At 56.0% G+C, this 13,233-nt stretch carries 17 protein-coding genes and 2 pseudogenes; 3 read left to right on the forward strand and 16 right to left on the reverse strand.

The annotated features are described in order from the left end of the window. Positions 1-118: 118 nt before the first annotated feature. On the forward strand, positions 119-805 hold the full coding sequence (locus CKV94_RS05555; protein ID WP_035580892.1) for an epoxyqueuosine reductase QueH: 687 nt from the start codon (positions 119-121) through the stop codon (positions 803-805). Positions 806-949: 144 nt separating this feature from the next. On the opposite strand, the gene CKV94_RS11355 is transcribed toward CKV94_RS05555, so the two are convergent. From CKV94_RS11355 to CKV94_RS11490, 5 genes are all read right to left on the reverse strand, one after another. After that, entirely contained in the window at positions 950-1,159 is a 210-nt protein-coding gene (locus tag CKV94_RS11355) for a hypothetical protein (protein WP_003824659.1), read from the reverse strand. An 89-nt stretch (positions 1,160-1,248) separates the two neighbouring features. Next, positions 1,249-1,674: a GNAT family N-acetyltransferase gene (locus CKV94_RS05565; RefSeq protein WP_003824660.1), complete on the reverse strand. Its 426-nt coding sequence runs from the start codon at positions 1,672-1,674 to the stop codon at positions 1,249-1,251. Continuing rightward, positions 1,661-2,137: a phage virion morphogenesis protein gene (locus CKV94_RS05570; RefSeq protein ID WP_003824661.1), complete on the reverse strand. Its 477-nt coding sequence runs from the start codon at positions 2,135-2,137 to the stop codon at positions 1,661-1,663. The genes CKV94_RS05565 and CKV94_RS05570 overlap by 14 nt, the downstream gene beginning before the upstream one ends. Before the next feature lie 102 nt (positions 2,138-2,239). Beyond that, a complete protein-coding gene (locus CKV94_RS05575; protein WP_003824662.1) occupies positions 2,240-3,577 on the reverse strand; it encodes a phage head morphogenesis protein in 1,338 nt (445 codons plus the stop codon). Next, complete coding sequence (locus CKV94_RS11490; RefSeq protein ID WP_050754453.1) at positions 3,567-4,151, reverse strand: phage portal protein family protein; 585 nt, start codon at positions 4,149-4,151, stop codon at positions 3,567-3,569. The genes CKV94_RS05575 and CKV94_RS11490 overlap by 11 nt, the downstream gene beginning before the upstream one ends. Positions 4,152-4,154: 3 nt before the next feature. Here CKV94_RS11490 and CKV94_RS05585 point away from each other — a divergent pair, with 3 nt between their 5' ends. After that, positions 4,155-4,691 (forward strand): phage portal protein family protein, encoded by a 537-nt coding sequence (locus tag CKV94_RS05585; RefSeq protein WP_003824664.1) that lies wholly within the window; start codon positions 4,155-4,157, stop codon positions 4,689-4,691. A 3-nt stretch (positions 4,692-4,694) separates the two neighbouring features. Here CKV94_RS05585 and CKV94_RS05590 read toward each other — a convergent pair. The 4 genes and pseudogenes from CKV94_RS05590 to CKV94_RS05605 form a co-directional block, all read right to left on the reverse strand. Beyond that, positions 4,695-4,910 (reverse strand): annotated as a pseudogene (locus CKV94_RS05590) (phage portal protein family protein); the annotation flags it as partial. Continuing rightward, positions 4,852-5,727, reverse strand: a pseudogene (locus CKV94_RS05595) (DDE-type integrase/transposase/recombinase); the annotation flags it as partial. The pseudogenes CKV94_RS05590 and CKV94_RS05595, both read right to left, overlap by 59 nt. Further along, positions 5,660-5,881, reverse strand: a complete 222-nt coding sequence (locus tag CKV94_RS11300; protein WP_003824668.1) for a hypothetical protein — start codon at positions 5,879-5,881, stop codon at positions 5,660-5,662. The gene CKV94_RS11300 and the pseudogene CKV94_RS05595, both read right to left, overlap by 68 nt. A 61-nt stretch (positions 5,882-5,942) precedes the next feature. Next, positions 5,943-6,200 carry a helix-turn-helix domain-containing protein gene (locus CKV94_RS05605; RefSeq protein ID WP_080543258.1) on the reverse strand — a complete coding sequence of 86 codons (258 nt, stop codon included), beginning with the start codon at positions 6,198-6,200 and terminating at the stop codon, positions 5,943-5,945. Positions 6,201-6,435: 235 nt separating this feature from the next. Between CKV94_RS05605 and CKV94_RS05610 the strand changes: the two genes are divergently transcribed. Beyond that, positions 6,436-7,191 (forward strand): S24 family peptidase, encoded by a 756-nt coding sequence (locus CKV94_RS05610; RefSeq protein ID WP_003824669.1) that lies wholly within the window; start codon positions 6,436-6,438, stop codon positions 7,189-7,191. 76 nt (positions 7,192-7,267) lie between these two features. On the opposite strand, the gene CKV94_RS05615 is transcribed toward CKV94_RS05610, so the two are convergent. The 7 genes from CKV94_RS05615 to CKV94_RS11360 form a co-directional block, all read right to left on the reverse strand. Beyond that, positions 7,268-8,155: an acetamidase/formamidase family protein gene (locus CKV94_RS05615; protein ID WP_003824670.1), complete on the reverse strand. Its 888-nt coding sequence runs from the start codon at positions 8,153-8,155 to the stop codon at positions 7,268-7,270. 158 nt (positions 8,156-8,313) lie between these two features. Further along, positions 8,314-9,549 carry a sodium/glutamate symporter gene (gene gltS / locus CKV94_RS05620; RefSeq protein WP_003824671.1) on the reverse strand — a complete coding sequence of 412 codons (1,236 nt, stop codon included), beginning with the start codon at positions 9,547-9,549 and terminating at the stop codon, positions 8,314-8,316. 374 nt (positions 9,550-9,923) lie between these two features. Beyond that, the gene (pgl, locus tag CKV94_RS05625) at positions 9,924-10,622 is read right to left on the reverse strand and encodes a 6-phosphogluconolactonase (protein WP_003824674.1); all 699 of its coding nucleotides are present in this window, start codon (positions 10,620-10,622) and stop codon (positions 9,924-9,926) included. An 82-nt stretch (positions 10,623-10,704) separates the two neighbouring features. Then, complete coding sequence (locus tag CKV94_RS05630; protein ID WP_003824675.1) at positions 10,705-11,160, reverse strand: hypothetical protein; 456 nt, start codon at positions 11,158-11,160, stop codon at positions 10,705-10,707. Positions 11,161-11,277: 117 nt separating this feature from the next. Beyond that, on the reverse strand, positions 11,278-11,736 hold the full coding sequence (gene pyrI, locus CKV94_RS05635) for an aspartate carbamoyltransferase regulatory subunit (RefSeq protein ID WP_003824676.1): 459 nt from the start codon (positions 11,734-11,736) through the stop codon (positions 11,278-11,280). 69 nt (positions 11,737-11,805) lie between these two features. Then, positions 11,806-12,690: a glycoside hydrolase family 16 protein gene (locus CKV94_RS05640; RefSeq protein ID WP_003824677.1), complete on the reverse strand. Its 885-nt coding sequence runs from the start codon at positions 12,688-12,690 to the stop codon at positions 11,806-11,808. Next, positions 12,660-12,971, reverse strand: coding sequence for a hypothetical protein (locus CKV94_RS11360; RefSeq protein ID WP_197696252.1), 312 nt, complete (start codon positions 12,969-12,971; stop codon positions 12,660-12,662). Before CKV94_RS11360 ends, CKV94_RS05640 begins: the two co-directional genes overlap by 31 nt. Positions 12,972-13,233: the final 262 nt, after the last annotated feature.

The raw sequence follows: 13,233 nt of genomic DNA on the forward strand, positions 1-13,233 counted from the left end.
TTTCAGGTAGCTCTTGCAAAACATGAAGAGGCTACCTGAAAACGTTTTTAACCCCTAGCCCCGCAGCCCTGCTGCGTTTGGTGTTAAAATTCCGCCCAAACTAAATCACGGAAAAACCATGAACCACACTCTTGAAGTCAGCCCCATCAGCCGCCCCGTGCTTGTTCCGCCGGGCGGGCAAAACAAAGTCTTACTCCACTCCTGCTGCGCTCCGTGCAGCGGCGAAGTGATGGAAGCCCTGCTTGCTTCCGGCATCGACTACACCATCTATTTCTACAATCCCAACATCCACCCGCTCAAAGAATATCTGCTGCGCAAAGAAGAAAATATGCGCTTTGCCGGCAAATTCGGCATTCCTTTCATCGATAAAGATGATGATTACGAAAACGACCGCAAAGAATGGTTTGAGAAAGCCAAAGGCATGGAGTTTGAGCCTGAGCGCGGCATTCGCTGCACCATGTGCTTCGACATGCGTTTTGAAAAAGCCGCCCAATACGCCCACGAAAACGGCTTTCCCGTGTTCACCAGCAGCCTCGGTATTTCCCGCTGGAAAAACATGAATCAGATTAACGATTGCGGCCGCCGTGCCGCTGAACAGTATCCCGGCTTGGTGTATTGGGATTTCAACTGGCGCAAAGGCGGCGGCAGCGCACGCATGATCGAAATCAGCAAGCGTGAGCACTTCTACCAGCAGGAATACTGCGGCTGTGCCTATTCCCTGCGCGATTCTAACGCCCACCGTAAATCACAAGGGCGGCCGCCGATTAAAATCGGGGTGAAGTATTACGGGGATGAAGAGGAGTAAGATTAAGCTGCTCCAATTGCGTTGTGCATCAATAAGGCTACCTGAAAGTTTGGTTTCACAGAAATTTCGCTCTATGGCGTTTTCATTTTGGTGAAGCTGGGCTTTCAGGTAGCCTTTTGCCGTTTCTATTCTAGGCCAAACGCATTACGGCAACTCAATCCCTAATTGTTTCGTTACCCTGCGCGGTAGGGCGAAGCGGCAGGTTTTGTTGGGATCGACCACTTGGCACACCTGCAAATCGCCGGCGATGCTTTGTAGGGCGATGGCTTGGTTGGTGTCGAGCCCGCCGTGTGTAAGGCGGCGGCAGCTTTTGCCTGAATTGGCATTAGCTTTTGCACCGCCGCAGCGTAGCAAATTGTATCAGCTTTTGCACAAATTTATCCCCGTTTAATGGTCTGTTAAACGGGGATTTTCATGCTATGTCCAATGGCGGCCGGGCTACGCTATTCCTCCTGCCCGTTGCCTAAATAGCGGAAGCCTTGCACGGCGCGGAAATGACCGCCGTAGCCGGTGGCACTGCGGGCTTTACCGGTATCCTTCCCGTGTTTTAAGGCGGAGCGGCGCAGACTGTCGCGGCAGCGCAGTTTGTCGGCACCGTATAGGGCAGCCGATACCTGCGTCCATTGTGGATTGCGGCGCAGGGCGGCGGCCAAGCCGGGATGAGAGGTGTTGATTAGAGTGCGCAGCGGGCGGCGATAGCGGTTTTCTCCACGCAGCCACATTTCGGCACAGCCGTTTAGAAAGCGCGTACCGACTCCGGCACCCTGCCATTCCGGCAGCACCACCAGCCGGCAGGCGCGCGCTTCCACTAAACCGGGGCGCGGGCTGAAGGCAACATGTGCCACGGGCTGCCCGTTAATTAACCCCATGTAATGGCTGCTTCACACTTTTTACCGGATACGCCCCGGTGGCCCATGCCAGCGCCTTTTTGTGGCGCGGGTAAATCATGTGCGCGGCGGTTTGCCCGCCGAAGTTGTGGATGGCGGCATAGGCCACATTGGTGCCTACCCGCGCACTATCGTTGTCGCTGGCCTCGGTGATGCTGTTGCGCAGGCGGCCGGTGTTTTGCAGGATTTTGTGGTTGCGCACATGCTTGTCAAACCGCGCCTGCGATACCTGCCCGCGTTTCGTCAGCGCCCCGGCACGGGAGAGCTGGCTGCCTAGCTTCAGCCCCGCCCAAGCCGGGCGGCCTTGGCTGTTAAAGTTTTCATCCACCGCCTGATGCAGCCTGCCGGCAATCAGGCGCATCAGGCTGCCGCGCTGCTCCAAGCCCTGCGCTGCGCGGCTGATGTTTTGCTGCAACTCTAACGTCTTGATTTCGATTTCGATCATAGCTATACTGTAATTCACAAATAGGCAGGGGTAGTTTCCAACTGGTAAAGGTTATGGTTTCCCCATATTATGCGGGTTCGAATCCCGACGCCCCTGCCTGTTTTACTTCATTCCTGCCGGGGCTTTTCCCCAAACCAGTGTATGCTGGTTCAATGCTTCTTTCCAATTCGTGATTCTGCCGCCGGTTCGCACGATATTCATCATCTCTTTGCTCTTCTTCTCCGGCTTATCCACCAACAATACCAATTTGCCCTGCTCGGTCTCATAAATAAACCATAATGTCGGATTTTTGGCATTGGTTTGCACATACACCGAGTCCGGCTTCAGCAGCAGCTCCGGCACACGCCGGATAATGGCTGCATCCAAAGCCTGACCGCTTGCCGCCTTGCTGTCGCGCAAGGCATGGGTAATGTCCGCATCCCCCATACTGATAACGGCCGACTGAGGCATGATGTTGTGGGCGGCCAGCGCATCCAGCAGCTCGGTGTGCAATACGCCCACGTGCATTATGCGGTTGCTGCCGTGGCCGCCGGCGGCCAAAAAATCAAAGCGCCGGATAAACTCATCCGACAGCGCCTTAAAAAAGGCCGGCTGTTTCAGCGCCTCCCCCACCGCCATACTCGCCAACCGAGGCGGTAAATCCACCGCCCGTTGCATCTGCAACTGCCCCAGCTGCGCCAAGTGCCGCTTGCCCACGTTGCCGTCAAAGCCGCGGTCGGCCATAAAGGAGCGGCCGTCGGCCAAACGGATGGCGCGGGTCGGTTCGGTGTCGCCCGCTTTATTCACCACGCGGTACACCTCCTCCAGCCGCCCCTCGCTGTCAGAAACCTCCAGCCCGCGCCGGGTCAAATCGGCCGCGCTGTAGGCGGTTACCGTGCAGCGGCAATTAAAGCCGTTGGGCGGATAATAGGTATCCCAAAACGGGTCGTCGATGTGATACACCTGCCCGTGCAGCTCACGGTGCAGCGGGCGGGTGCGGTTGTCCATAACGGCGGTGTATTGCAGATAAGGCATGGCGGCACGGTTGTCTTGCAGCTCCTGCCAGCGCCCGGCCATATACGCATTTTGCATATTGGTGCGGTAAATCACCTCCAAGCGCTGCGGCGTGATGCCCTTGCCCAGCAACTCGCCGGTGGTGGCGTCCACCATATCGCCTGCCTGATCCAGATGCAGCCCCTTGGCCGTCAGCTGCCGCTCCACCGCATCCTTAAATTTGGCAAACGGCGTGCCCTTGGCCGCCGATTCGCCCAGCGCACGGTGGATGTCGGCCACCACATCCTGCCGGTAGATACCGGCGATGGTCTGCGCCTTGGCCGCTGCTTGTTGCATCCGCTGCGGCCAATCGGTCGGCACCGTGTAGCCCAAAGTCTCAAAATAACGGATGGCACGCTCCGGCGGCAGGCCGAAGGCATAGGCCAAATCCACTTGATTAGCGCCCACCGATCTGCCCCCACAAGTCCGCCACAAACAGCACACGCCCCAGCGCCTCTTGCAGCTGTGCCGTGTCCAATTGCGGGTAGGCGGCCAGCAGGCGCTCGGCCGCCTCTTCATAGCTGCCGCCTTCGGCGATGGCTTGGCCGAGTTGCTTAATCAGCGGCTCGAGCAATGCAGGCAGCTCGGTATTTTTCAGGTAGCCTGCAATACCGTCGTCCAACGCCAGCTGGTCGGGATAGATGATTTCGCCCTGCCGCGACAAGGCTACCTGCCGGTAGCGGCTGGCCTGCGCCTGCCGTAGTTCCGGCTGGGCACCACGCACGGCCAATATGTCTTGGTCGTCGGCCGCCTGCGGGATGGCCAGCTTTTCATGCGCCCATTCCAGCGGGATTTTCATGCCGAGCTGCACCAATTCGGGCAGCGCCTCGGCATACAGCTTCATGTCTTCCGGTTGGCGGGTGTCAAACTCAAAATAAGGGATGTTGGCCGGGTCGGTGATGCCCTTATTGAGATACAGCAGCGGCGCAATCAGCTGCCGGGTCAGCGTGGCCGCCAGCTGCTTGGCGTCAGACGCCAGCAAGTCGTGCCGCACTTCATTGTGGATTTGCCCCAGCGCGTTACCCTGAAACACAACCAGCTCAAACTGCTGGGCGTGAACGGGCAGGAGCCGCAGGACTTGTGGCCGCTGGGCTGGATTGTGCACCGCCATCAGGCGCGCAGCGGCTTCTTGGCGCGCGGCGGGCTGATGCGCTCGCTGGCGTGGCCGTATCTGTTTAAAAATTATTCGGTGCGCGACTTGGCCGAGTTTTTGGAAATTTACGGCCTGCCGGTGCGGATCGGGAAATACCCGGCCGGCGCATCGGACAAAGAAAAAACCACCCTGCTTAACGCGCTGGTGGGCATCGGCCACAATGCGGCCGGCATCATCCCGGAAACCATGATGCTGGAACTGTTGGACGCGGCCAGCGGCAGCGGCGACACCTTTATGAGCATGGTGGACTGGTGCGAGCGCACCCAATCCAAAATCATCTTGGGCGGCACGCTGACCACGCAGGCAGACGGCAAAACCAGCACCAAACCAACCCTGCGGGCGGTGGGTAAACTTGGCCGGCAGCCATAAGCCGTCCACCTGCTGCCAGCTGATTTCCACCGCGGCGAAGCCGTGGCCGAGCGCATCCAACAGGTCAAACAGCAGCGCCTCAAAGTCTGGCAGGCCGTAGAGCCAGCCCGCCACCTCTTCCGCCAGCTGCCGCCTGGCCTCATCGGCATTTTTCGGAGCGGAAAGCCACCCGCACGTCTTCGCCGTGCAGCTCGGCCAATTCGGTCGAAAAATACACATTGCCAAACAGCTCAATCTGCCCGCGTGCCGCCTTGCGCACTTCCTGCGGCCTAAACAGCACGTCCAGCTCCGCTTCGGCCAGCAGGTCGGGGGCGAGGTTTTCCTGCTGCATCCGCAAGTCGCGGTATTGCAGCGGGGTGTAATGCACACCTTCGGCGTTTTTCGGCAGCTCGCTGTGCGGCCGGTTGTTGTAATCGGCAATACACTGCATCACATCCGCCATAAACTGCTGCCAGCTCGGTAGCTTGGCCTTGTAGCGCTGCTGTTCGGGTGTCAATTCCTTGCCCTGCCGCCATGCGTTAAACGCGCTGTCCATCTTGCGGTAGAGCAGGTTTTGCGTGCTCCGATCCATGCTGGAGCCGGTAAAGGTTTCGTATTGCGCGGCCAGCCGGATCAGGTTGTCTTGCCACCATCTTTCGATGATGCCGCGCCCCTGCGGGTTGCCCGGCAGGCCGGTTTCGTGGTGGATACCCAGCCGCGCGGTTAAGCCGGTGATTTCATGATCGATGGTTTTGCCGGTTTGGCCGCCGCCGTTGTCGGAGTAGTACATCAACGGCACGCCGTTGTGCTTGATGCCGATACGCAGCGCATCTGCCACCGCCACACAGCTCTCGGCGAGGGAAAAGCTAAACCCCACCACCATGCGTGTGCAGCCGTCGATAATCACGGTTACTTCGGGTTTAAACGGCTGGCCGTGAATCGGGTGCTGCACCTTGGCTTTAAAGCTGTGGCCGTCGCCGATCCACACATCATTCGGCCGCAGCGCCTGCCAGTCGCGCCGGATATAGGGCAGCAGCGATTTGTAGGCCGCACCCGTCATCCAACAACCAGCGGTAATAGGTTTTAAGCTCCACCCCCATCAAGTCAGCCATTACTTTGGAGGGCAGCCGCCGCTCCTTGGCATGGCGCTTGGCCAGCTCAATCGCATGGTCTAGTGAAGTGGCTTTCGCCTGTCGTCTGATGGTTCTCATGGTAAAAATTTGCTGCGTGGGAATTTAAATGCGTGATTTTTTTGCTTAATTAACCTACAATTCAGGCATTCGCTACTTTTCGTAGCGTTGGTCGGAAGTTTCGAGCCGCATGCCGTTGTGGCCAAATATCTTCCGGTTTCATACCCAAAGCGTCTGCGATGATTTTTTCGCCCTTCGGGTAAAACGGGCAGTAAAGAGCGTTTCGTAAAGTGTCAGGCCCCAACCCACTGGCTACTGATAAGGCTCGCACTGACCATCCTGCCTTTTTGAGCGCAGCAACCACATCCGCGCGATGCCAGTCTGCTGTATTTTTTTGCATTGCTATTCACTCCATTCGTTTAGCTTAAATGTTATGCGCTTTCGTTTAACGTGCTGGCATATTACTAAACAAATGCGGCGTTTGCAATCGTTTGTTTTGTATTTTTTCTACGTTTGTTCAGTTATTTTACTAATCGTTTGATAAATATTTGAAAATTTACTAAACAAAAAACTACTTTATTTGTTTAGTCTTTTGTTTAGTCGGTGGATAGCTAAACAAAAGAGTTGGATTTGCTATGAGTAGCTTTAAAGAGCGCCTCCAATTCCTATGGGGCGATGCCAAGCCAGCACAAATCGCAAGAGATTTAAATTGGTCTATTAGCGGCGTATTAAGGATTTTTGAAAAAGACACCATTCCAAAAGCTGAAACCCTTGTTTCAATTCAAAAATTGAAAGGGTGCGATTGGAATTGGTTGATGACAGGGGAAGGTGTACCATTCCCCAAAGAAGCGGCGGCAGGCGGTAACCAAGAGTTGCACGAGCCTGTCGCGGGCTATAATGCAAAATGGATCGCCCAAAGTATCCAGACTGCCCCGGGGGTGCGGGATACGCTCGGTAATCCCGTGGATTTGAGCGAATTCGTCTTTATTCCCCGCTACAACGTCCGGGCTTCTGCCGGCAACGGCTTCCCGGTGGGCAATGAGGAGCCTTTGTTCCCGATGGCCTTCCGCCGTTTTTGGATTGAACACTATTTAAATGCCGACCCCAAAGACTTATCGGTAATCAAAGTGCGTGGCGATTCGATGGAGCCAGTGCTGTGCAACAACGACAATATCTTGGTTAATCACGCCAAGCGTAAGCCCGGCAATGGTTTGTTTGTTGTCCGCATCGGCGGCGAGCTGGTCGTTAAATATACGCAAATCATGCCCGGCAGCAAGCTCCTGCTCAAATCTGCCAATGAGATATATGAGCCTTTCGAGCTGGATGTAGCCGAGCCGGATGCCGATGTCGAGATTGTTGGCCGCGTGGAGTGGTTCGGCCGTCAGGTTTAAAACCTTTTAAAACCCTTTTAAAAGGTGCTTAATCCCCGCTCATTCTGGTGCAAAAGATAACGCATTTTTTATCAAACTAAAGCAAAAGCTGGTGCAAGTTTTTTCTCGCACCAGCTTCGCTCAAATCCGCACCTGATAAAGTTCTCCGCCGTTTTTTGCCTCCGGTCATCCCAGTGCAAAAATAACCACCTCCCCACACGTGGGCGGTGAGCAGGTCTGTGGCCATCAGGGTGGCGGTTTCCGCGGCTTGGTCTAGATCGGGACTGGAGGCGATGGTGTAGCAGCAGTCGGCAGTTACGGCCAGCGGCAGGGGATAGGGGCGGCCTTTGATGACGCTCACGTCCACTTCCACCGCGCCTTTGATTTCCAGGCCGGAAATGCCTACCTCGCCGTCGCCCATGCCGGCGTGCAAATCGCCCATGGCCAGCAGCGCGCCGGGCACGTTTACCGGCAGGAGCAGCGTGGTGCCTTCGGCGATGATTTTGGTGTCCATATTGCCGCCGTGTGCATCGGGCGTGCCGCAGCTGATGGCGCCTTCGGCGGGTGCGGTGCCGATCACGCCGATCATTGGGTTGAGCGGCAGGCGCACTTTGCCGAACAAGACAACATGGTTGTCTTCCACCGGCACGATGTCAATGCGCCTGCGTTCCAGCCGGTTGCCGGCTACGCCTGCGCCGGGTAGGGTGGCGAGCACGGCCTGTTTGCCCAATTCGATGCGGCGGATGTGTACGCACAGGGTGTCGCCCGGCTCGGCGCCTTCCACAAACAGGGGGCCGGTGGCGGGATTGATGCGGTTCCAGTCGAGATTGTCGAAGGTGTCGGCGGGGGTTTGGATTTGGTCGGTGAAGCAGTCGCAGGTTTCAAAACGCACGCGGCTGCCGGATGCGGCGCGCAGCACGGGGGCGTTGTCGGGCGACATGGCGAATACGGTTTGGCTGGCGGGAATGGTGGGGAGTGTGGTCATGGCAGGTATCCTTGTGGTTAGGGAATGGGTTGGCTGTAAGGCTACCTGAAAATTGGTTTGGGCTCTACATTTTCAGGTAGCCTTTTTGGCGTTCTCTGATAATTGGCGAACAAAAACGGCATCGCCAATCGGATGCCGTTTGCTCATGCCGGGGCGGGCTATTTCAGGAAGTTCACGAAGCCGGACAAAATCAGCGCGTTGATGATGTCCACGAAGAACGCGCCCACCAGCGGCACAATCAGGAAGGCCTTGTGCGAAGGGCCGAAGCGCTCGGTGATGGACTGCATATTGGCTACGGCGGTGGGGGTGGCACCGAGGCCGAAACCGCAGTGACCGGCGGCCAGCACGGCAGCGTCGTAGTCGCGGTTCATAAACACATAGGTAACGTAGGTGGCATACAGAATCATCACCACGGTTTGAACCAGCAGGATGACGGTCACTTGGCCTGCCAAACCGGTCAGCTGCCACAGTTGAAGGTTCAGCAGAGCCATGGCCAGGAAGAGTGAGAGCGAGGCGTTGCCGAACACGTCGATAGCGCGGTCGAACATATTGAATTTAAACGCACTCACCAATACGTTGCGCAACACCACGCCGCCAAACAGCGCCCATACGAATTTGGGCAGGTCGAACAGGTATTGTTTGTCGATACCGTCCATAATTTCGGCAAATGATAGGCAGGCGGCAAACATGGCCAGGGTTTCGATGGCCGAAGTGGCGGTAATCAGGCGGGTTTGCTCAGCACGCTCAAACATATCGTCGGTGCTGTAATCCGGATCGTCGTCGGCAGAGCGCAGGTGGTCGGCTTCAACGGTTGCGGAATCCAAGGGTTTGCGCCCCATTTTGTTGATGAGGCGGCGAGCCACCGGGCCGCCGATGATGCCGCCGGCCACCAGGCCGAAGGTGGCTGAGGCCATGCCCAATTCAGCTGCAGCAGGCACGCCGTATTTGATTAAGTCGGGCGCCCAGCCGGCTGCCGTACCGTGGCCGCCGGTGAGGGTGATGGAGCCGGTAATCAGGCCGGTCATCGGGTGCAGACCGAACACGCTGGCCAAGCCCACGCCGATAATGTTTTGCACAAAGATAAATGCGCCCACGATGGCGGTGAACACCACCAGCGGAATACCGCCGGCTTTCAGACGGGAGAAATCCGCGCTCAGGCCGATGGAGGTAAAGAAAATCAGCATAAATGCGTCTTGCAGCGGTTTCTGAAACTGGAAGCCGATGCCCGTGGCCGCATGCAGGCTAAATAGGCAGATAGCCGCCACTAGGCCGCCCGCCACCGGCTCGGGAATGTTGAAATCCCGCAAAAACTTGATTTTGCTAACCATCAGTTTACCCAATAGCAGCACCATGGTGGCTGCAATCAGGGTGTAGTAGCTGTTCACTTCTATCATGGCTTTATCCCTATGGAAAATAAAGAAACAATTAAATGCAGGCCTGTTGTCCGCCAACAGGCCTCGAGCAAATATTAGGATAGCAGTTAAAAATTGTCAAAGGCTATTGATTGTTTTTTACAAAGAGCAGAGGCTATCTGAAAAACGGCAGAGTGACTGTAATGTTTGATAGTTATGGTGTTTTAACTATTTTGGTACTGTATTTGGGTGATGCTTGGTATGGCAAAGGGTTGGGTTGAGATCGGCTACCGGCTTTCTGCTTTGTATGGCTTGCAACCATAGGATCGCCAATCAAAAGGCTACCTGCAAAACTTTCAGGTAGCCTTTTAATATGCTACAGCCGAGTAGGAAGGCTTGTTACCAGGTCTACTGTTTCAGTCGGCGTAATACACTTGGCAATGCACATTCGCCCGATGCAGCAGCAGGCTGATGGGGCGTTCGCTCGAGGGCGTGACAGCGGCCTGTTCCAGCACGGAGCGTTTGTCTGCGCCCTGAATCGATAAAAATAGCTGCGGCACGGCGGCGAGTGCGTTCAGGCTCATGCCGATGCGTTCGTGTGCGGCGGTAATCGGGCTGGTGTGCACCAGTTTGCTGCAGCATTCGGGCGACACGGTCGCGGCCAGCTGCGGGGCTTGCGGGAACAGCGAGGCGGTGTGGCCGTCGGCACCCATGCCGAGCACGGCGATGTCGGGCGTGGGAAAGGCAGCCTCGGCTTCGGCCAGGGCGGCGGCAGGGTCGGACACATCGGTTTGTTCGCTCACCAGCGGCAGGAATCGGGCGGCTGCGGCGGTGTGTTGCAGCAGATGGCGACGCACCAGCGCGGCGTTGCTGTCGGCGTGCTGTGGCGGCACGAGCCGCTCGTCCACCAGGGTGATGGTGATGTGCGGCCAATCCAGTTTTTGTTGCTCCAGGGCTTCAAAAAACGCTATGGGCGAGCGGCCGCCGGATACGGCCAGCACGGCATGGCCTTGTGTGTGCAGGCAATCACGCAGGCAGTTGGCTACGGCTTCGGCCAGTGCGGCAGCTTGGGCAGCGGGAGTGGGGAAGGTGTGCCAAGTGAGGGATGGGGGCATAAAAGATTTTCCGGTGGTTAAGTGCAAAATTTCAGGTAGCCTAAGGCTACCTGAAAGGGGGGATGGTTTGATTTAGGTCTCGTTAAGAGACAATAAAAAGCAAGATAAAGATACAAACATACAATGCGACGATGCCGAGGACACCGAATAATATGGGCTTGCCCCATGAACGACGTGGATAGTTTGAGCCATATCGTTCTTTCACTAAGGCCACTTGCTTGCGCCCTACTGCGCCATACCAGGCACCGAGTGCAGCAATGCCGACAAAGTTGGCCTTTATTCCGGAGAAAATAGCGAGGAGGATCGCGATCACCAGTACGGCCAGCGTGCCCCACATAAAGCCCTTATTCAGCTTTTCCAGTTCGGCATCGCCCATGGCGCGGGCGTTGAACATATGCAGCGCAGCGCCGAAAATAGGGGAAAACAGCAGTGACCAGCAGGCAGCTGCGTTCGGGTTCCACAAGGCAGGGGCTGCTTGGCTGGTACGTGAGCCAAGGTCTTCACTTTGCGGGGGGAGGTAGCGTTCGTCAGAACTCATGGCAGTTCTCCTTGTTAGGTTAAGTATATAAATTAGTTAAATTATATCTGGGAATGAGGGTGTTTACTATAGGGGGCTACCTGAAAAATTCAGGTAGCTTTTGTTGTGTTTGTCATTTCAGGCTTCGGTTACGAGGCGGCGGTCGTAGGTTTTTTCGCAGTAGTGGCATTTGAGTCGGGTTTGGTTGCCTAGGCGGCGTACGTAGAAGCGGCTGGCAACGGGTTCGCTGTGGCTGGCGCAGTTGGGGTTGGGGCATCGGAAGACTTCGCTGATGGTTTCGGGCAGCCTGAGCAGCATTTTTTGTTCGACTTTGAAGTTGGCAATGAGATTTACCGTGGCTTCGGGGGCGAACAGGGCGAGACGGTTGGCGGCGGCTTCATTGAGTTTGATGCCGTTGATTTTGATAATATCTTTGCGGCCGTGCCGTTTGCTGGGCAGGTTGAAGCCGACGGTTACAGCACAGCCTTCGTGCAGTAGCTTGAATTGGCGCAGGATGGTGAGGGCGAGGCCGGCTGGGATGTGGTCGATAACGGTGCCGTTTTCGATGGCTTCAACGCTGAGTCTTTTGTTGTCCATTTGGGTTTCCGGATAGGGTGGGATGAAATACAGGCTACCTGAAATTTCAGGTAGCCTGCAAGAGCTGGATTAGTTTTTCTGATACAGCCGTACGTAGTCGATCAAGGTGGTTTGAACTGGGAATGGGTCGGTGGGGCGGGGTGGATCTAGCTTGTCTTCCCATTCCGCGTAGTCATTTAGAATGAAATACCAAGGGCCTTTAGCTCTGAATACCTGATCCAGCATTTGGCGGTTAACGTTGAGTTTTGCAAAGTCTTCATCCGGCATGGTGGAAGGGTAGCCGCCTGATTCGTCGGTACGGTTGCGGTCGATCACGTCCACCGTGGTGTTGTCGTCCACTGTGTAGTGGGACACGGGGATGAGCTTACCGTCTAGATAGTAGCGCACTTTCTGGCCGTCAAACTCGATTGCCCATACATGCCAATCGCCATCTAGCGGGGTAGCTTGCCGATTGATGTGTTGCTCCAAACGGTGTGCGAAAACGCGCGTGCGCCAAGTGCCTCTTTTGTGACTATAGAAACAGCTGGCGTGTGTTGAGGACCAAGCATATGCCCGTGCAGAGGAATACCACTCGAGAATATCGAGCTCACCGTAGGGGTCGTTGGCAGCAGGGTTGCTGCCGCAATTTTGCAAGGTTTCGCTATTGCGCAGCCATAGTGCCGTGCGCATGCCCCTTGAGCCGTTCCAGTTAATTTTGGCTCGGATTTCGGCACGGAACGGTTTCCCACCATCCACAATTTGACCAGACTCCAAACGGCCGCTTGAATATTGGGCAACTTTGTTGGCTGGGCAGGGGCCTGTGGTGAAGTTTTGATCGGTAAGCGGGTCACCTTGGCGAGCCACGCAATGTCGGCGGGTGGTGATTTGAATGTATTTATTTTCCACCAGCGCGATGTTGCCTGGGAGGTAGGAAAGGTGGCTATCTAAGTGATTGGGTATGAGTCTAGCCGCCATATCGGATGTTTCACCGTTGTTAAACTCATAGCATTTGACGCTGGTCCATTTGCCTGACGCATCCGTGGCCGACGGACAGCCAGTGATTGGCGGTTGCGGCTGAGGTTGGGGTTGCGGCTGAGGTTGGGGTTGCGGCTGAGGTTGGGGTTGCGGCTGAGGTTGGGGTTGCGGCTGAGGTTGGGGTTGCGGCTGAGGTTGGGGTTGCGGCTGAGGTTGAGGTTGCGGCTGCGGTTGAGGCTGTGCTTCAGACTGTGGTCCGTTGGGAACGGATATATTCGCATCCCGAGAGTAGCCGCCGTTGGCAAAACCGATCGAATAATTGCGGTTTTTTTCGTCTTCTTTGCAACCGCTCACCAGCACGGCTATACATGCTAGGGCTAAAGCTTTTTTGGCATACATGATCAATCCCTTTGTTAGAAAAATCTGATGAAGTGGGGAAGTAGGAACTTCCCCAAATGGGCAGATTAGTGTGTATGCACGGCAGGCGGGAACAATTGCTTGGGCTACATTAAAACTGACATTTTCAGGTAGCCTGTTACAAAT

It is taken from the genome of Eikenella corrodens (genome assembly GCF_900187105.1).
In the GTDB taxonomy this organism is placed as follows: domain Bacteria; phylum Pseudomonadota; class Gammaproteobacteria; order Burkholderiales; family Neisseriaceae; genus Eikenella; species Eikenella corrodens.